We start from the raw sequence: 17,987 nt of genomic DNA, 5'->3' as shown, positions 1-17,987 counted from the left end.
GTGAAGAAATACGTAAGATCGCCCTTACGCCAGGTCGCCCTGCACCAGCGGGACAAAGCGTACCGGCTCGATAATCTCTTCCGTCAGCTCGCCCTTATGGCGGCGCAGACGCTTAAGCACCTGGTGGTCCTCCCCCACCGGCAGCACCATTCTGCCACCTTCACCCAGCTGTGCTATCAGCGCAGTCGGAATTTCGGGCGGCGCTGCGGTAACAATGATGGCGTCAAACGGCCCGCGCGCGGGCCAGCCGAGCCAGCCATCACCGTGCCGGGTAGAGATATTATGCAGGTCGAGCTGCTTCAGGCGGCGTTTAGCCTGCCACTGCAACCCTTTGATCCGCTCAACGGAGCAGACGTGATCGACCAGATGCGCGAGAATCGCGGTCTGATAGCCGGAGCCGGTGCCGATTTCCAGCACGCGCGAGTGCGGGTTCAGCTCCAGCAGCGCGGTCATACGCGCCACCATATAGGGCTGGGAAATGGTCTGTCCGCTGCCGATAGGGAGTGCCATGTTGTCCCACGCCTTGTGCTCAAACGCTTCATCAACAAAGCGTTCACGTGGTACATCCGCAATCGCCTGCAGCAGACGCTCATCTGTAATACCCTGCGCCCGCAGCTGGGCTAACAGCGTGTCGATGCGCCGGTTTATCATGCCAGTGAGACCTCTGCCTGCAGCAGCCAGTCATGCAGCACGCTCTGCGCGGCGTGTGCGGTGAGATCGACATGCAGCGCCGTCAGCGAAACATAGCCGGCGTCTACGGCGGCAAAATCGGTGTCGGGGCCGGCATCAAGCTGTTTACCTGGCGGGCCTATCCAGTAGAGCGGCTGGCCGCGTGGATCTTCAGTGCAAATCACCTGATCTGCCGGATGGCGGCTGCCGCAGCGCGTGACGCGAAAGCCTTTAATCTGCGCCAGTGGCAAATCGGGCACATTAATATTGAGGATGCGTCCGGTACGCAGCGGTGCCCGGGAGAGCGCACGCAGCAGCACGCAGGTTACGGCTGCCGCGCTGTCATAGTGCGTATGACCATTCAGCGACACCGCCAGCGCCGGCAGGCCGAGATGACGCCCCTCCATCGCAGCCGCAACGGTACCGGAATAGATCACATCATCGCCCAGATTGGGACCGGCATTAATGCCTGAGACCACAATGTCAGGACGCGGTTGCATCAGCTTGTTCACGCCGAGAAAGACGCAGTCGGTGGGTGTCCCCATCTGTACAGCGATATCGCCGCTGGCATGCGTGAAGGTACGCAGCGGCGTTTCCAGCGTCAGTGAATTTGAGGCACCGCTGCGGTTGCGGTCGGGTGCCACCACCTGTACCTCAGCAAATTCCCGCAGCGCGTGCGCCAGCGTCTGAATGCCGGGCGCATGGATTCCATCGTCGTTACTCAGCAATATCCGCATCTGTTTCTGACCTTTGTTCATTCACCGGTCCCCGCCAGCCGGTGCCGGCTTGCAAAAAATCGGGCGTAGTGACGCCAGCGGCCGGTGAGACAGGGATAGGTGCATTCTAGCGATGAGGCGCGGGAAGTGGTAGACGTAAATCGTGACAGAGGCAGGGTTTGTCTCTGCCGTGGTCAGAACCCGGCCAGCGGCCGGGTGAATTAACGCGCCAGGCGTCAGCGCTACTCGTCGCCGAGCGGTGCCGCAGCGCCGTTGCTCAGCAGCTCGCGCACCAGGCTGGTGGCGAAGCTGCCGGCGGGCAGCCAGAACTGCAGGGCCAGCGTGGCGTCATCCTGCCACTGCCACTGCAGATTATCCGGCACCACCAGCATCGCGCGGCGAGCGGCATCAACCCGTTCACGCGTCAGCAGCGTCAGCAGCGCCGGCGATTGCGCCAGCTGCTGCTGCTCAAATGAGGCAACCTCCCCCTGCGTGCCCGCCTCACCGCGTCCCGCCAGCGGTGCCGTGATACGCAGCTCATGCGCGGTCACGCGCTGCTGCAGCGCTGGCAGCTCATCGGCAGCGGCGACAAACCAGCTGCCGCGTCCGGCGAGCTGCAATGCATCGCCTGCCTGCGCCAGCTGCAGTGAGCCGTCGCGCTGCAGACGTGCGCTGGTCACCTGATTAAACAGATGGCTGCGCGCGGCTGACAGCAGCAGGCCTTTCATATTCCGATCGCGCGGATGAAACTGCTCTTCTGCCCAGCGCTGCGCCTGCTGCAGGTTATTCCCGCCGCGGCCAAAGCGCTGCTCGCCAAAATAGTTGGGAACGCCCTGCGCCTGAATCTGCTGCAGGCGCGCGTCAACGTCGGCGCGATCGGACACGTCGCGGATCACCAGCCGAAAGGCGTTTCCCGCCAGCGCGCCGGTACGCAGCTTACGCCTGTGCCGGATCACCTGCAGGATCTCAACCCCTTCAAGCTGGAAGCCGCTCATTACCGGCATGGCATTACCCGGCAGGCGGAAACAGAGCGTCTGTTCAGTCACGGCGTGGCGATCTTTCATGCCGGCATAGCTCAGGTCGCGCGCCGGCACGCCCAGATATTTCGCCAGGGCTTCAGCAACAAAACGCGTGTTGCAGCCCGTTTTGCGGATGCGTACCAGCAGCTGCTCGCCGTCGCCGTCATAGGGATAACCGAGATCTTCGATCACCACAAAATCATCCGGACGCGCTTTAATTATGCCGGTGGCAGCAGGCANCAGGCGGAAACAGAGCGTCTGTTCAGTCACGGCGTGGCGATCTTTCATGCCGGCATAGCTCAGGTCGCGCGCCGGCACGCCCAGATATTTCGCCAGGGCTTCAGCAACAAAACGCGTGTTGCAGCCCGTTTTGCGGATGCGTACCAGCAGCTGCTCGCCGTCGCCGTCATAGGGATAACCGAGATCTTCGATCACCACAAAATCATCCGGACGCGCTTTAATTATGCCGGTGGCAGCAGGCACGCCGTGCAGATAGTGCAGCTCACTCATGCGTCAGCCTTTACCAGCAGAGCCACTGCCTCGCAGGCAATACCCTCACCGCGTCCGGTAAAGCCGAGCTTTTCGGTGGTGGTGGCTTTCACGTTAACCGCATCCATGTGGCAGCCCAGATCTTCGGCAATATTGACGCGCATCTGCGGCACGTGCGGCAGCATTTTAGGCGCCTGCGCGATAATCGTAACGTCAACGTTGCCAATGACGTAGCCTTTCGCCTGAATACGGCGCCACGCTTCGCGCAGCAAGCCGCGGCTGTCAGCGCCTTTAAACGCCGGATCGGTATCCGGAAAAAGTTTACCGATATCGCCCATCGCCACCGCGCCCAGCAGCGCATCGGTCAGCGCATGCAGCGCAACGTCGCCGTCGGAGTGGGCAATAAAACCGTGCTCGAACGGGATACGCACCCCGCCAATCACCAGTGGACCTTCACCGCCAAAAGCGTGAACGTCGAAGCCGTGACCGATACGCATTATGCGTTCTCCTGTCGTTGAATCTGAGTAAGGTAAAAGGCCGCCAGCGCCAGATCTTCCGGCCGCGTGACCTTGATGTTGTCGCTGCGCCCGCTAATCAGCTGCGGATGATAGCCGCAATACTCCAGCGCTGACGCCTCATCTGTGATCGTAGCGCCTTCGCTGAGCGCCCGGCTCAGACAGGCGGTCAGCAGCGTATGCGGGAAAAACTGTGGCGTCAGCGCGTGCCAGAGATCGTCACGCTCTACCGTATGTGCCACCGCCGTTTTGCCCGGCTCAGCGCGCTTCATGGTATCGCGTACCGGTGCCGCCAGAATGGCGCCGATTCTGCTGTGATCCCGCACGGCCAGCAGCCGTGCCAGGTCGTCAGCATGAAGGCACGGGCGCGCGGCGTCATGCACCAGCACCCATGCGCTCTCTCTGATGTGCTGCAGGCCTGCCAGCACTGACTCGGCCCGGGTTGCGCCGCCGGTGACCCGCACTACCCGCGGATCGCGCGCCAGCGGCAGCGAATCGAACCAGCCGTCGTCAGCGCTGACGGCGACAATCACCTGCTGCACCGCGGCGTTAGCCAGCAGGCGCGCCACGCTGTGTTCAAGCAGCGTCATGGTGCCAATAGTGAGATATTGCTTGGGAAACGCCGCCTGCATGCGGCTGCCGACACCGGCAGCCGGCACGACGGCAATCACATCCGCAGCGTGAGAGTGGTGAGTCATGTTGTTATCGTTGCTGATTTTGCGCAGACTGCTGCGCATTACGTTTGTTCTGGTCTGCCACCAGGCGATAGAAAGTCTCGCCGGGTTTAATCATACCCAGCTCGCTGCGTGCGCGCTCCTCAATCGCCTCTGAACCGCCATTGAGATCGTCAATTTCGGCAAACAGCTGATCGTTTCGCGCTTTGAGTTTGGCGTTATTCGCCTGTTGTGACACCACGTCTTCGCTGACGCGTGTGTAATCATGGATACCGTTCTTGCCCAGCCACAGGGAATATTGCAACCATCCCAGTAGCGCGAGCAGCAGTAACGTCAGTTTTCCCATCCCCGCCCCCTGAAAAACGGCCCAATCATCCCATAACTTGAGTCCGGACTCCACTGCGGCAGCGAAAATGGCGCGTAAGCAGATTTATCCGGATTATTTATAGCAGGCGGGCACGAAAAACAGCAGGCAAACTTTTGTAACCAGCGGATGCGTTTGCACATCTCTGCGCTTACCATCCGGACAGACAGGAGAACAGCAGCCAGAACAGGCAGATGACCAGCAGACTGGTCGCCAGGGCGCACCAGAAAAGGTGTCCACGCATTATCAGGCTCAGCGCGATGCCGGCCAGCACCGATACCGGCAGCAGCGCGAGGAAAAAAGGCCAGGTATAGAGAAAAAAGAACAGCGTACTGGAGCCATAGAGCAGAAAGGGGATGGCCAGCGCGCACCAGTAGGCAAAAAAGCCAATGACGCCGCCCGGTAATGAGGAGCGCGGCTCTTCAGGCAAGCTGTCGTCTTTGCGTGCGAGCATGGGAGTGACGTTCTGCATAGAGATCCTGTTGACGCTAAAATGCGGCAAACCCGGAGAAGGCGTTTGCCGCGTCGGTTCAGGATCTGATGATATCGCGGTGGCGCAGCAGGTCTAACAATTGGGCCGCGAGTTTTGTAACCAATTGTTCGCCATCCAGCGTGATATCAGCGGCTTCGGGCGCCTCATACGCGCTGTCGATACCGGTAAAATTGCGCAGTTCACCGGCGCGCGCTTTTTTATATAACCCTTTCGGATCGCGCGCTTCACACACCGCCAGCGGTGTATCGACAAAGACCTCGATAAACTCCCCCTCGCCCAGCAGATCGCGTACCATCTGCCGCTCAGCCCGGTGCGGCGAGATGAAAGCGGTAAGCACCACCAGTCCGGCATCGACCATCAGCCGGGCCACTTCACCCACACGCCGGATATTCTCCCGGCGATCGTCATCGCTGAAGCCGAGATCGCGGCACAGACCGTGGCGCACGTTGTCACCGTCCAGCAGGTAAGTGCTGACGCCAAGCTGATGCAGCGCCTGCTCCAGCGCACCTGCCACGGTGGATTTACCCGAGCCGGAGAGCCCGGTAAACCACAGCACTACGCCCTGATGACCATGCTGCTGCTCACGCGCCGCCCGGGTGACCGGATGGTCGTGCCACACCACGTTTTCATCATGCTGCGCCATTACGCACCGCCCAGCAGATCGCGCGCGTTCCAGTGCGGGAAGTGACGGCGCACCAGCGCGTTTAGCTCCAGCTCAAAGGCGCTAAAGTTACCTGCGGTAGCAGGTGCTGCGCTCTGCGGCTGATTAATCATACCGGCACCCACGGTGACGTTGCTCAGCCGGTCAATGAAAATCATGCCGCCGGTCACCGGGTTTTGCTGATAAGGATCCAGCACCATCGGTTCATCAAAAGTGATCTCCACCAGCCCGATACCGTTCAGCGGCAGGCTGTCAGCGGTGTGCGTTGCCAGGGTGTTAATTTCCACCTGATGCAGGATTTTTTCCACCCGGCCGCGCGCTTTTTTGCCCGCGATTTTGATTTCATAGCTCTGACCCGGCTGCAGCGGCTGCTCCGCCATCCAGACCACGTCAACCGTAGCAGACTGTACCGCCTGCAGTTCGGCATCGGCAGCAACCAGCAGGTCGCCGCGGCTGATATCGATCTCATCGTTCAGCACCAGCGTAATCGCCTCCCCCGCCGCGGCTTCCGGCAGATCGCCATCGAAGGTCACGATCCGCGCGATTGTGGACTCCACGCCAGAAGGCAGGACTTTTACCCGATCTCCCGGCCGTACGGTGCCGGACGCCAGCGTTCCGGCATAGCCGCGAAAGTCGAGATTAGGACGGTTAACATACTGTACCGGGAAACGCATGGGCTGGTGATCGACGGCGCGCTTCAGCTCAACCGTTTCCAGTACGTCCAGCAGCGTCGGACCGCTATACCACGGCATAGTCGTGCTCGGGGTAGCGACATTGTCCCCTTCCAGCGCGGACATGGGTACAAAACGAATATCCAGATCGCCCGGTAGCTGAGCCGCGAAGTCGAGGTAATCCTGTTTGATCTGCTCAAATGTCTCCTGGCGATACTCCACCAGATCCATTTTGTTGATCGCCACCACCAGATGTTTGATGCCCAGCAGCGTTGAGATAAAGCTATGGCGCCGCGTCTGATCCAGTACGCCTTTACGCGCGTCGATCAGCAGAATAGCCAGATCGCAGGTTGAGGCGCCGGTGGCCATATTGCGGGTGTACTGCTCGTGTCCCGGGGTATCCGCGATAATAAATTTGCGTTTTTCCGTCGAGAAGTAGCGATAGGCGACATCGATAGTGATGCCCTGCTCGCGCTCCGCCTGCAGGCCATCCACCAGCAGCGCCAGATCGAGTTTTTCACCCTGAGTACCGTGACGTTTGCTGTCGTTATGCAGAGAGGAGAGCTGATCTTCATAAATCTGTCGCGTGTCGTGCAGCAGGCGGCCAATCAGGGTGCTCTTGCCATCATCTACGCTGCCGCAGGTCAGGAAACGCAGCAGGCTCTTATGTTGTTGCGCCGTCAGCCAGGCTTCTACGCCACCCTGCTCGGCAATCTGTTGTGCAATAACGGTATTCATCTGCGTCTCCTTAGAAATAACCCTGGCGTTTTTTCAGTTCCATCGAGCCCGCCTGGTCGCGGTCAATCATGCGTCCCTGGCGTTCGCTGGTGGTGGAGACCAGCATCTCTTCGATAATCTCCGGCAGCGTCTGCGCTTCAGACTCCACGGCGCCGGTCAGCGGCCAGCAGCCCAGCGTACGGAAACGCACCATGCGCTCGGTGATCTCTTCACCTGGCTGCAGGTTGATACGATCGTCATCGATCATCATCAGCATGCCGTCGCGCTCCAGTACCGGGCGCGGCGCGGCCAGGTAGAGCGGTACGATTTCGATGTTTTCCAGGAAGATGTATTGCCAGATATCGAGTTCGGTCCAGTTAGAGAGCGGAAAGACGCGAATGCTTTCGCCCTTGTTAATCTGGCCGTTGTAGTTGTGCCACAGCTCAGGGCGCTGATTTTTTGGATCCCAGCGATGAAAGCGATCGCGGAAAGAGTAGATGCGCTCTTTCGCGCGTGATTTCTCTTCATCACGGCGCGCGCCACCAAAGGCGGCATCAAAACCGTATTTGTTCAGCGCCTGCTTCAGCCCTTCAGTCTTCATAATATCGGTATGTTTGGCGCTGCCATGCACAAACGGGTTGATCCCCATTGCCACGCCTTCCGGATTACGATGCACCAGCAGCTCGGCGCCCATGTTTTTCACCGTACGGTCGCGAAACTCATACATTTCGCGGAATTTCCAGCCGGTATCAACGTGCAGCAGAGGAAACGGCAGCGTTCCCGGGAAGAATGCTTTACGCGCCAGATGAAGCATTACCGAGGAGTCTTTGCCGATGGAGTACATCATCACCGGATTGCTGAACTCGGCCGCCACCTCGCGGATGATATGGATACTCTCTGCTTCCAGCTGACGCAGATGAGTAAGACGATTTTGGTCCATAGTTTTTCCTCAAGCCAAATTGACAACGGCGGACTCGCGAGCCCCCTGCTGTGCAGAATGTTGAAACCAGGCTAATTGCCCGTGCAAGTTCACCACTTCGCCAATCACTAACAGCGCAGGCGTCGGCGCGGCGGCTGCCAGCACCTCAAGTTGATTCAGGGTTCCGGTCAGCACCTGCTGATCCTGACGCGTGCCGCGGCCAATCACCGCTACGGGCGTCAGCGGATCGCGGCCGTGGTCAATCAGACCGGCGGCAATTTCCGCTGCTTTTACGGTGCCCATATAGATAGCCAGCGTCTGGCGCGCACGCGCGAGGGATGGCCAGTCGATGCCATCGCCGTCGGCGCGGCAGTGGCCGGTAATAAACATCACGCTCTGCGCATAATCGCGGTGCGTCAGCGGAATACCGGCATAGGCGGTCGCGCCTGCGGCGGCAGTAATACCCGGCACCACCTGGAACGGAATGCCTGCCGCTTTAGCCGCCTGCAGCTCTTCGCCGCCGCGGCCAAAGATAAAGGGATCGCCGCCTTTCAGACGCACCACGCGCTTACCCTGCAGCGCCAGGGATACCAGCAGCTGGTTCGTCTCTTCCTGCGGCACCGAGTGGGCACCGGCGCGTTTTCCGACGCAGATACGATCGGCATCGCGCCGCACCAGATCCAGCACCTCATCACTGACCAGATGGTCATACAGCACCACATCAGCCAGCTGCATCACCTGCAGACCGCGCAGCGTCAGCAGACCGCTGTCGCCAGGCCCCGCGCCGACCAGCGCAATTTCACCCTGGTTATCGCTGATATGTTCCAGTTCGCAATCGAGCGTCTGACGCGCGGCGCTGACGTTGCCTGCCGCCATCTGACTGGCAAACAGGCCGTTAAAGGCGCGCTCCCAGAAGCGGCGGCGATCGGACATTTTGCGATAGCGCTGTTTGACTTTGTCGCGCCACTCTCCTGCCAGCGCGGCCATCTGACCCAGGTTTGCCGGCAGCAGCGCTTCGATTTTCTCCCGCAGCAGCCGCGCCAGTACCGGCGCGGTGCCGCTGGATGAGATCGCAACCACCAGCGGTGAGCGGTCAACAATAGAAGGGAAGATAAAGCTGCATTTAGGCTGGTCATCCACCACGTTAACCAGCTTGTGACGCGCGTTGGCGGCATCAAATACCTGCGAATTAAGTGCGTTATCGTCGGTGGCGGCAATGACCAGAAATACGCCGTCAAGCTGAGCCGGCTCAAAACTGCGGGCTATCCACTCTACGGCCTGTTCTGCCTCCAGCGCCTGCAGTTCATGCCCCAGCTCGCGGGCGGCCACCAGGATGCGCGCGCCAGCCCGGCGCAGCAGTTCAATTTTACGGGCAGCGATTTCACCACCGCCGACAACCAGCACCGGACGCTGTCTGAGATCGGCAAAGAGGGGCAGATAATCCACGATAACCTTGCTAGTTTTACAATAAGTTATCGCGACTATACGTCGCGCTATTCCGCCAGATGAAATTACGATTTCGCATGAGTAGTTACCAAATGGAATATAGCACTGGCAAAGCTGATGCGTTTTTCTGCTTAAGAACTGATTTTATAACGCTTTTTTCAGGCAGCACGATTCCGGCTGCGGCCAGCCGGGCATCACTTTAGGAATTAACAGAGGTGCGTGAGAGAGAAACAAAAAAACAGGGCGAAAATTCGCCCTGTGGATGGTGGTTAGCCTTCGTGCAAACCGCACTCGCGCTTGAGGCCGAAGAAGCGCGTCTCTTCTTCTGCCATGCCCGGTTCCCATTTTCGCGTGGTATGGGTATCACCCACCGAGAGGTAGCCCTCATCCCACAGCGGGTGGTAGCTCAGACCGTGCTGTTTCAGATACTGATGCACCTGCCGATTATCCCAGTCGATAATGGGCAGGATCTTAAAGACACCGCGCTGTACCGCCAGTACCGGCAGGCTGGCACGGCTGCCTGACTGATCGCGCCGCAGTCCGGCAAACCAGGTCTGCGCGCCCAGCGTGCTCAGCGCCCGGTTCATCGGTTCCACTTTATTGAGCTGGTTATACTGCTCAATGCCGTCCACCCCCTGCTCCCACAGTTTGCCGTAGCGCGCTTCCTGCCATGCGGGCGAGGTTTCCGCGCGGAAAATCTGCAGGTTAAGGTTGAGCTTTGCCGTTAACTCATCGATAAAGCGATAGGTTTCCGGGAACAGATAGCCGGTGTCAGTAAGGATCACCGGAATATCCGGCCGCTGCTGCGTCACCATATGCAGCAGCACCGCCGCCTGGATCCCAAAACTGGATGAGAGCACAAAGGCTCCCGGCAGCTGTTCCAGCGCCCAGCTGACGCGCGCTTCAGCAGAGAGTTTCTCCAGCTGTACGTTGCTTTCAGCCAGCGCCATAATACGGTCAACTTTGCTGCCGCTGTTGAGTACGGCGAGATCGGGCAGGGTCATACAGCCTCCGCGTCCCAGAAGTCACGAGCCGGATCCAGCACCGCTTTAACGATACCGGTGCGGATCGTGAAGTCACCAAAACCTTCACCGGCCTCGCGCTCGTTTGCCCAGCGCGCCACCAGTTCATCAATCGTGGCCAGAATTTCGCTCTCGGTGATATTTTCGCGATACATACGCGGAATGCGCGTACCCACGCGGTTCCCGCCGAGATGCAGGTTGTAGCGACCCGGCGCTTTGCCAACCAGCCCCAGCTCCGCCAGCAGCGCACGACCGCAGCCGTTCGGGCAGCCGGTTACGCGCAGAACGATATGCTCTTCGCCCACGCCGTGGCGATGCATGATCTCTTCGACTTTGGTGACAAAGGATGGCAGGAAGCGCTCCGCTTCTGCCATCGCCAGCGGACAGGTCGGAAACGCTACGCAGGCCATCGAGTTTTCACGCTGCGGCGTTACGCTCTCCATCAGGCCGTGCTCGCGGGCGATCGCTTCAATCTGCGCTTTCTGCGCCTCCGGCACCCCAGCCACAATCAGGTTCTGGTTGGCGGTGAGGCGGAAATCACCCTGGTGTACTCTGGCGATTTCAGCAATGCCGCTTTTCAGCGGACGGCCCGGGTAATCAAGCAGGCGGCCATTTTCGATAAACAGCGTCAGGTGCCACTTGTTGTCGATGCCTTTAACCCAGCCGATACGATCGCCGCGGGTGGTGAACTCATATGGACGCGCCGGCGCGAAAGTCAGACCGGCACGCTTTTCCACTTCCGCTTTAAACGTCTCAACGCCCACCCGCTCAAGGGTATATTTGGTTTTGGCGTTTTTGCGATCGGTACGATTACCCCAGTCGCGCTGCGTGGTCACTACCGCGGCCGCCACATCGAGGATCTTCTCCACCGGCAGGAAACCAAACTCACTGGCGGTACGGGCGTAGGTCGCTTTATTACCATGCTCGATAGAGAGGCCTCCCCCTACCAGCACATTGAAACCTATCAGCTTGCCGTGCTCAGCGATCGCAATGAAGTTAAGATCGTTAGCATGCAGATCGACATCATTGTGCGGCGGCACCACCACGGTGGTTTTAAACTTGCGCGGCAGATAGGTTTCGCCAAGAATCGGCTCTTTATCTGTGGTCGCAACTTTTTCCTTATCCCACCAGATCTCCGCATAAGCGCGGGTTTGCGGCAGCAGGTGCTCAGAGAGCTTTTTCGCCCACTCGTAAGCTTCCTGATGCAGCTCTGACTCCACCGGGTTTGAGGTGCAGAGTACGTTGCGGTTGACGTCATTGGCGGTCGCCAGCGCATCGAGTCCCACTTCATGCAGCATCTGATGCGTTGGCTTCACGTTCTTTTTCAGAATGCCGTGAAACTGAAACGTCTGCCGGTTAGTCAGGCGGATGCTGCCATAAAGCGTTTTTTCAGCGGCAAACTTATCAATCGCCAGCCACTGCGTCGGGGTAATGATGCCGCCCGGCAGACGGCAGCGCAACATCATGGCGTGACGCGGCTCCAGCTTCTGCTCAGCGCGTTCGGCGCGAATATCGCGATCGTCCTGCTGATACATGCCGTGAAAGCGGATCAGCAGGAAGTTATCGCCGGTGAACCCACCGGTCAGGCCATCGTCGAGATCGTCTAAGATGGTGCCACGCAGATAGTTGCTCTCTTTTTTCAGACGCTCGGCGTCAGAAAGTTTACCTTCAACCACCAGCGGTCCAGGGTGTTTTTCGCTCATTAGTAAACGTCTCGCTGATAGCGGCGCTCAATGCGCAGCTCACTTAAAAATTCATCAGCCGTTTCACGATCCATGCCGCCGTGTTCGACCACCACATCCAGTAATGCCTGCTCTACATCTTTCGCCATGCGATTCGCATCGCCGCAAACGTAAAGGTGAGCGCCCTCTTCGATCCAGCGCCACACTTCTGCGCCTTTCGCCCGGATCTTATCCTGTACATAGACTTTCTCAGCCTGATCGCGCGACCAGGCGAGATCGATATTCGTCAGCAGCCCCTGCTTAACATACTTCTGCCACTCTACCTGATAGAGAAAATCTTCGGTGAAGTGCGGGTTGCCGAAAAACAGCCAGTTTTTACCTTCAGCGCCGTCATTGTCACGCTGCTGCATAAAGGCGCGGAACGGCGCAATGCCGGTGCCCGGACCAATCATAATTACCGGTGTATCCGGATTGGCCGGCAGGCGGAAATTATCATTGTGTTCGATAAAGACGCGAATGGCGCCCTCTTCTTCCAGACGATCGGCAAGCCAGGTGGAAGCACCGCCGCCGCGCTGACGGCCATCGATTTCATACCGCACCGCGCCCACCGTAATATGCACCTCACTTTCGCTCTCCGCCTGGGAGGAGGCGATTGAGTAAAGGCGCGGCGTCAGCGGGCGCAGTAATCCTGTCAGCTGCTCAGCATTCAGTTCGGTGGGAGCCTGGCGCACCATATCCACAATCGGGAAGCTCTGGGCATAGCTCTGCAGCTTCTGCTTATCTTCCGTCAGCGCCAGCAGCGCCTCATTGCGCGACAGCGCAGCATAGCGCTCCACTATCTGCGGCGTGTTGACCGTGAGTTCAAACTGCGTCTGCAGCGCTTCAGCCAGCGGCAGCGTTTTGCCCTGCACCGTCACCTGCTCATCGCCTTTCAGCCACACCAGCTGCAGCAGCTCCTCTACCAGCTCTGCATCATTCTCATACCAGACGCCCAGCGCGTCACCCGGCTGATAACGCAGGCCGGAATCACCGAGATCGATCTCAATGTGACGCACATCTTTATCAGAGAGGCGGCCGGTGATTTTCTGATTCAGCGCAAAGCTGGCGGTGAGCGGCAGCTCTTTCGTATAAGGGCTGCTGTCGACCAGGTTGACGCTGCCGGCGCTGCTGGCCGCAATCTGCGCCGCAGGGGCGACCGGCACGCGCGCTTTCAGCAGATCGGTCAGCTGCAGGCGCCAGGCGCTGGCCAGCTCGCTATATTCAACGTCCGCATCGACGCGATCCAGCAGGCGCTCTGCGCCCAGCTCGGCCAGACGGCTATCGAAATCTTTGCCCGCCTGGCTGAAAAATTCGTAAGAGGTGTCGCCAAGACCAAACACGGCAAACGCCGCGCCATCCATTTTCGGTGCCTTCTTCGACAGCAGGAATTTATGCAGCGCAACCGCCTCTTCCGGTGGTTCCCCTTCGCCCTGGGTTGAGGTGACGATGACCAGCAGCTTTTCCTGGCCAATCTGCTTGAACTTATAGTCGCCGGCATTAACCAGATTCACGTTCAGTTTCGCTGCCAGCAGATCATCACGCAGCTGTTCTGCCAGGCGACGCGCGTTGCCGGTTTGCGAGGCTGAAATCAGCGTGACGCCCGGGGTTTCCGCTGGCGGAGCAGCAGGTGTCGCCACCGCGCCAGGGGTGTGGTTGACCATGCCCCAGAAGTAGCCCGAAAGCCAGGCAAGCTGAGTCGTATTAAATTCCGTGGTCGCCGCCTGTAAGCGCGCAAGTTGCTCCGGAGAGAGCGGCAGCATGGAGCCTGGGGGTGCCTGAGTCGTCATCGCGTTAAAAATTCCAGTGTCAGAAGTCCGGACCGAGAAGCGGTGGAAGAGGAGGTAGGTTACCGAGCTGTATATTAACGATTAAATAAGGGTTCGACATATTAAATAACCAAAATGACTAAGCGGTTTTTCGGGTATTGCTAACCGCCAAAAGTGGTAAATTATCCCTTTGTTAAATATGGGTTTTATCTCAAGACGCGGGAGCGGATAGCGTTAAATGCGCTTTTGCACCCTCACGGGTGCGAAAAATCTGCTTTTCAGGTAGACTTCAGCGGTTTTTCCGTCTGAGAGTCATTATGTCTACCACGCTGTTTAAAGAGTTCCAGTTTGAAGCGGCTCACCGCTTACCTCATGTGCCTGAAGGGCACAAATGCGGTCGTCTGCACGGCCACTCCTTTCTGGTGCGACTGGAAATAACCGGTGAAGTGGATGCGTATACCGGCTGGGTCATGGATTTTGCTGAATTGAAAGCGATTTTCAGTCCGCTTTATGAGCGACTGGATCATCACTACCTGAACGATATTCCGGGTCTGGAGAATCCCACCAGTGAAGTGCTGGCGAAATGGATCTGGGATGAGCTTAAGCCGGTACTGCCGGTGCTGAGCGCGGTTATGATCAAAGAGACCTGTACGGCAGGCTGCGTCTACCGCGGCTGACCAGTCCGGCCTCCTCCACGCTGCAGGCGCGCTGGCTGCCCTTCTCCACCCCGGTTGCTTACTCATGTAGGTCCCTGGGGATGAACGCGGTTGCCGCCTTCCTGCAGCGTGGCACCACGGATCCGGTTCTCTGCAACGTTGTGATAGCTGTATGAATCTTCAGATAGCCCGTTACGACTGATTCATCTCTTTGTAACGATTCCGCTCTACGTTGTTGTCTCCTCTGTTAAAGATCAAGAGAATCAACAATGAACCTTGTGAAACACCTTTCTCTGCTTGCTGTTTTTATCTCTGCCTCTGCTGCCGTTCAGGCGCAAAACGTGCTTGATTTTCCCCAGCCGGAGAGTATGCCGGCGGAGTTTTATGCGGTGACAGAAATTCCGGCAGGCGGAACGATCAAATATGAAACCGATGCGAAAACCGGGTTTATCGTGGCTGACCGCTTTCAGTCTATGCCGGTCGCCTATCCGGCCAACTACGGTTCGCTGACGCAGTCGCTGGGTGGCGATAACGATCCGCTGGATGTGATTTTTTACGCCCGGGCGCCGTTACAGCCTGGTACTCTGATTAAGCTGCGTGCGATTGGCGTGCTAAAGATGATTGATGGCGGTGAGGTGGATGCCCGCCAGCAAAATTGATCCAACCTATGATGATATTAAAGAGATAAGCGATCTGCCGAGAATCGAGCAGCAGCGGCTGGAAGCCTTTTTCCGGGTGTATAAACAGTTACCGGATGGCCGTAAGAAGGTCGAGCTTAACGGTTTTGAAGATGCCGCTAAGGCCAGAGCAGAGGTTAAGCAGGCATTCGACGCGTATAAAGCGAAGCAGTAGCTGACGCGGGCGCCATTAATGGCGCCCCTACGGTAATATTCGATTTCCACCCGGGCGCCATGAATGGCGCCCCTGCGGTAATATGCGATTCCAACACGGGCGCCATCAATGGCGCCCCTGCGGTAATATTCGATTTCCACCCGGGCGCCATCAATGGCGCCCCTACGGTTATATTCGATTTCCACCCGGGCGCCATCAATGGCGCCCCTGCGGTAATATGCGATTCCAACACGGGCGCCATCAATGGCGCCCCTACGGTAATATGCGATTCCAACACGGGCGCCATCAATGGCGCCCCTACGGTTATATTCGATTTCACATCCGGGCGCCATGAATGGCGCACCTGCCGGTATTTGCGTAGGGGGCGCATTCATGCGCCCCTGGCCGATGCGCGATTTCCACCCGGGCGCCATAAATGGCGCGCCCTGCCGTTAATCAGGCGATATTCAGATACTTGTGCGTCTGCATGGAGAGTCGCCAGTTACGGGCGATGCAGGTTTCAATACAGAGCCGGGTTGCGGCATCGCCGCGGCTGATCGGCTGCAGCGCCACAATACGCGGTTTATCGTCATGCAGCTCCGCCAGCAGCTCATCAAGCGCCTCAACGTCACGCTCGCGCGCCACCGGATGCTTGATCTCATCCGCGCGCGTCAGCGCCTGCAGCAGCACATCGTAGCCTCCGCGCATATTCACCTTAGGTGAAACCGTAACCCAGGTTGCCGCAGAGCAGTGCACCTCATGGGTGCCGCTGGTCTCGATCTGACACTGGAACCCGTGCGCTTCCAGACCCTCCGTCAGCGGACGCAGGTCAAAAATTGCCGGTTCGCCGCCGGTGATCACCACGTGGCGTGCGCTCCAGCCCTGCCGGGCGATGGTCTCAATCAGCGTGGCCGCGTCTGCACTTCCCCAGGCATCGCTCTCCACGGTTTTTACCAGAATGTCACCCAGTGAGGTCTCCCGATCCGCGCGCTTCTCCCAGGTATGTTTGGTATCACACCAGCTGCATCCCACCGGACATCCCTGTAAGCGGATAAAGATGGCCGGCACGCCGGTATAAAACCCTTCGCCCTGCAGCGTCTGGAACATTTCGTTAATCGGGTAGAACATTTTTCACTCACGTCTCTCATTCGGGGCGCAGATTATGGCAGATTTTTACTGCGGCTTCACAGCCGCTTTGTGCCCTGAAAAACAAAAGCCCCGCACAGGGCGGGGCTTCAGGCAAAACGTGCTGCACAGGGCAGCACCGGCGGGCGATTACGCCTGGCCTTTCACTTCTTTCAGACCGTTGAACGGCGCTTTTTCACCCAGCGCTTCTTCGATACGAATCAGCTGGTTGTATTTAGCCACGCGGTCAGAACGGCTCATGGAACCGGTTTTGATCTGGCCAGCTGCAGTACCTACCGCCAGGTCAGCGATAGTTGCATCTTCTGTCTCGCCTGAACGGTGAGAAATAACGGCCGTGTAGCCCGCATCTTTCGCCATCTTGATCGCAGCCAGCGTTTCGGTCAGAGAGCCGATCTGGTTGAATTTGATCAGGATAGAGTTCGCGATGCCTTTATCAATACCTTCCTTCAGGATTTTGGTATTGGTGACAAACAGATCGTCGCCCACCAGCTGGATTTTGTCGCCCAGCACTTTGGTCTGGTAAGCAAAGCCGTTCCAGTCAGACTCATCCAGACCATCTTCAATAGAGACGATTGGGTACTGTTTGGTCAGATCTTCCAGGAAGTGAGTGAACTCTTCGGAAGAGAACGCTTTGTTGCCTTCGCCAGCCAGAACATATTTGCCATCTTTATAGAATTCAGATGCGGCACAGTCCATCGCCAGGGTGATATCTTTACCCAGCTCATAGCCCGCTGCTTTTACCGCTTCAGCGATAACGGCCAGCGCTTCCGCGTTAGAGCCGAGGTTTGGCGCATAGCCACCTTCGTCACCGACTGCCGTGCTCATGCCTTTGGCTTTCAGAACTTTAGCCAGGTTGTGGAATACTTCAGAACCCATACGGATGGCTTCTTTGATATTTTTCGCGCCCACAGGCTGAATCATGAACTCCTGGATATCTACGTTGTTATCCGCGTGCTCACCGCCGTTGATGATGTTCATCATTGGCAGCGGCATAGAGTATTTGCCTGGGGTGCCGTTCAGCTCAGCAATGTGTGCGTAGAGCGGCAGGCCTTTTGATGCTGCAGCAGCTTTCGCTGCGGCCAGAGAAACAGCCAGAATGGCGTTTGCACCGAAGTTGGATTTGTTATCAGTACCGTCCAGCTCGATCATGATCTTATCGATGTTCGCCTGGTCTTTGGCATCTTTGCCTTTTACCGCGTCAGCGATTGGGCCGTTAACCGCAGCAACCGCTTTGGTTACGCCTTTGCCCAGGAAGCGAGACTTATCACCGTCGCGCAGCTCCAGTGCTTCACGTGAACCGGTAGAAGCGCCTGATGGAGCCGCCGCCAGACCAACGAAACCGCCTTCCAGATGCACTTCTGCTTCTACAGTCGGGTTGCCACGGGAGTCGATGATTTCGCGACCAATGACTTTAACGATTTTGGACATTCGATTTTCCTCAGTACAAGTTAGTCAATCCTAAGACAAACAACGCGCGAAAAGTTCGCGCGTT

Annotated in this window: 17 protein-coding genes and 1 pseudogene; 2 read left to right on the top strand and 16 right to left on the bottom strand. The window is 58.1% G+C overall.

The features are described 5' to 3' along the window. Positions 1–24: 24 nt before the first annotated feature. The 14 genes from F3I15_RS16340 to cysJ all read right to left on the bottom strand — a co-directional run bounded on the left by F3I15_RS16340 (position 25) and on the right by cysJ (position 13,883). Entirely contained in the window at positions 25–651 is a 627-nt protein-coding gene (locus tag F3I15_RS16340) for a protein-L-isoaspartate(D-aspartate) O-methyltransferase (protein ID WP_150018631.1), read from the bottom strand. Next, positions 648–1,406, bottom strand: coding sequence for a 5'/3'-nucleotidase SurE (gene surE, locus F3I15_RS16335; protein ID WP_039385625.1), 759 nt, complete (start codon positions 1,404–1,406; stop codon positions 648–650). The genes F3I15_RS16340 and surE overlap by 4 nt, the downstream gene beginning before the upstream one ends. Before the next feature lie 221 nt (positions 1,407–1,627). Continuing rightward, positions 1,628–2,914: a tRNA pseudouridine(13) synthase TruD gene (gene truD / locus F3I15_RS16330; RefSeq protein WP_223810727.1), complete on the bottom strand. Its 1,287-nt coding sequence runs from the start codon at positions 2,912–2,914 to the stop codon at positions 1,628–1,630. Beyond that, on the bottom strand, positions 2,911–3,390 hold the full coding sequence (gene ispF, locus F3I15_RS16325; protein WP_065648377.1) for a 2-C-methyl-D-erythritol 2,4-cyclodiphosphate synthase: 480 nt from the start codon (positions 3,388–3,390) through the stop codon (positions 2,911–2,913). The genes truD and ispF overlap by 4 nt, the downstream gene beginning before the upstream one ends. Next, positions 3,390–4,106 (bottom strand): 2-C-methyl-D-erythritol 4-phosphate cytidylyltransferase, encoded by a 717-nt coding sequence (gene ispD / locus F3I15_RS16320; protein ID WP_150018645.1) that lies wholly within the window; start codon positions 4,104–4,106, stop codon positions 3,390–3,392. The genes ispF and ispD overlap by 1 nt, the downstream gene beginning before the upstream one ends. Positions 4,107–4,110: 4 nt before the next feature. Next, entirely contained in the window at positions 4,111–4,428 is a 318-nt protein-coding gene (gene ftsB, locus F3I15_RS16315; RefSeq protein ID WP_039379853.1) for a cell division protein FtsB, read from the bottom strand. Positions 4,429–4,597: 169 nt separating this feature from the next. Further along, positions 4,598–4,918, bottom strand: a complete 321-nt coding sequence (locus tag F3I15_RS16310; protein WP_150018630.1) for a DUF3561 family protein — start codon at positions 4,916–4,918, stop codon at positions 4,598–4,600. A gap of 58 nt (positions 4,919–4,976) precedes the next feature. After that, the gene (gene cysC / locus F3I15_RS16305) at positions 4,977–5,582 is read right to left on the bottom strand and encodes an adenylyl-sulfate kinase (protein ID WP_113655784.1); all 606 of its coding nucleotides are present in this window, start codon (positions 5,580–5,582) and stop codon (positions 4,977–4,979) included. Continuing rightward, entirely contained in the window at positions 5,582–7,009 is a 1,428-nt protein-coding gene (gene cysN, locus F3I15_RS16300) for a sulfate adenylyltransferase subunit CysN (RefSeq protein ID WP_150018629.1), read from the bottom strand. Before cysN ends, cysC begins: the two co-directional genes overlap by 1 nt. A 10-nt stretch (positions 7,010–7,019) precedes the next feature. Further along, entirely contained in the window at positions 7,020–7,928 is a 909-nt protein-coding gene (cysD, locus tag F3I15_RS16295) for a sulfate adenylyltransferase subunit CysD (RefSeq protein ID WP_039379862.1), read from the bottom strand. Between the two features lie 9 nt (positions 7,929–7,937). Further along, positions 7,938–9,353 carry a siroheme synthase CysG gene (gene cysG / locus F3I15_RS16290; protein ID WP_150018628.1) on the bottom strand — a complete coding sequence of 472 codons (1,416 nt, stop codon included), beginning with the start codon at positions 9,351–9,353 and terminating at the stop codon, positions 7,938–7,940. Positions 9,354–9,622: 269 nt separating this feature from the next. Beyond that, positions 9,623–10,357, bottom strand: a complete 735-nt coding sequence (locus F3I15_RS16285; RefSeq protein WP_039379866.1) for a phosphoadenylyl-sulfate reductase — start codon at positions 10,355–10,357, stop codon at positions 9,623–9,625. Continuing rightward, positions 10,354–12,078: an assimilatory sulfite reductase (NADPH) hemoprotein subunit gene (gene cysI / locus F3I15_RS16280; protein ID WP_150018627.1), complete on the bottom strand. Its 1,725-nt coding sequence runs from the start codon at positions 12,076–12,078 to the stop codon at positions 10,354–10,356. Before cysI ends, F3I15_RS16285 begins: the two co-directional genes overlap by 4 nt. Further along, positions 12,078–13,883 carry an NADPH-dependent assimilatory sulfite reductase flavoprotein subunit gene (gene cysJ, locus F3I15_RS16275; RefSeq protein WP_150018626.1) on the bottom strand — a complete coding sequence of 602 codons (1,806 nt, stop codon included), beginning with the start codon at positions 13,881–13,883 and terminating at the stop codon, positions 12,078–12,080. The genes cysI and cysJ overlap by 1 nt, the downstream gene beginning before the upstream one ends. 293 nt (positions 13,884–14,176) lie before the next feature. Here cysJ and queD point away from each other — a divergent pair, with 293 nt between their 5' ends. Beyond that, on the top strand, positions 14,177–14,539 hold the full coding sequence (gene queD / locus F3I15_RS16270) for a 6-carboxytetrahydropterin synthase QueD (RefSeq protein ID WP_104085513.1): 363 nt from the start codon (positions 14,177–14,179) through the stop codon (positions 14,537–14,539). 248 nt (positions 14,540–14,787) lie between these two features. Next, a pseudogene (locus F3I15_RS16265) lies at positions 14,788–15,370 on the top strand (inorganic diphosphatase). A gap of 435 nt (positions 15,371–15,805) precedes the next feature. Here F3I15_RS16265 and queE read toward each other — a convergent pair. After that, on the bottom strand, positions 15,806–16,477 hold the full coding sequence (gene queE / locus F3I15_RS16260; protein WP_039379876.1) for a 7-carboxy-7-deazaguanine synthase QueE: 672 nt from the start codon (positions 16,475–16,477) through the stop codon (positions 15,806–15,808). Between the two features lie 147 nt (positions 16,478–16,624). Then, positions 16,625–17,923 (bottom strand): phosphopyruvate hydratase, encoded by a 1,299-nt coding sequence (gene eno / locus F3I15_RS16255; RefSeq protein ID WP_065648317.1) that lies wholly within the window; start codon positions 17,921–17,923, stop codon positions 16,625–16,627. Positions 17,924–17,987 lie beyond the last annotated feature (64 nt).

It is taken from the genome of Pantoea sp. M_9, from assembly GCF_008631385.1.
GTDB lineage: Bacteria > Pseudomonadota > Gammaproteobacteria > Enterobacterales > Enterobacteriaceae > Pantoea > Pantoea eucrina.
The sequence above is the reverse complement of the archived record's forward strand: the minus strand, read 5'-3'. Positions and strand labels throughout refer to the sequence as shown.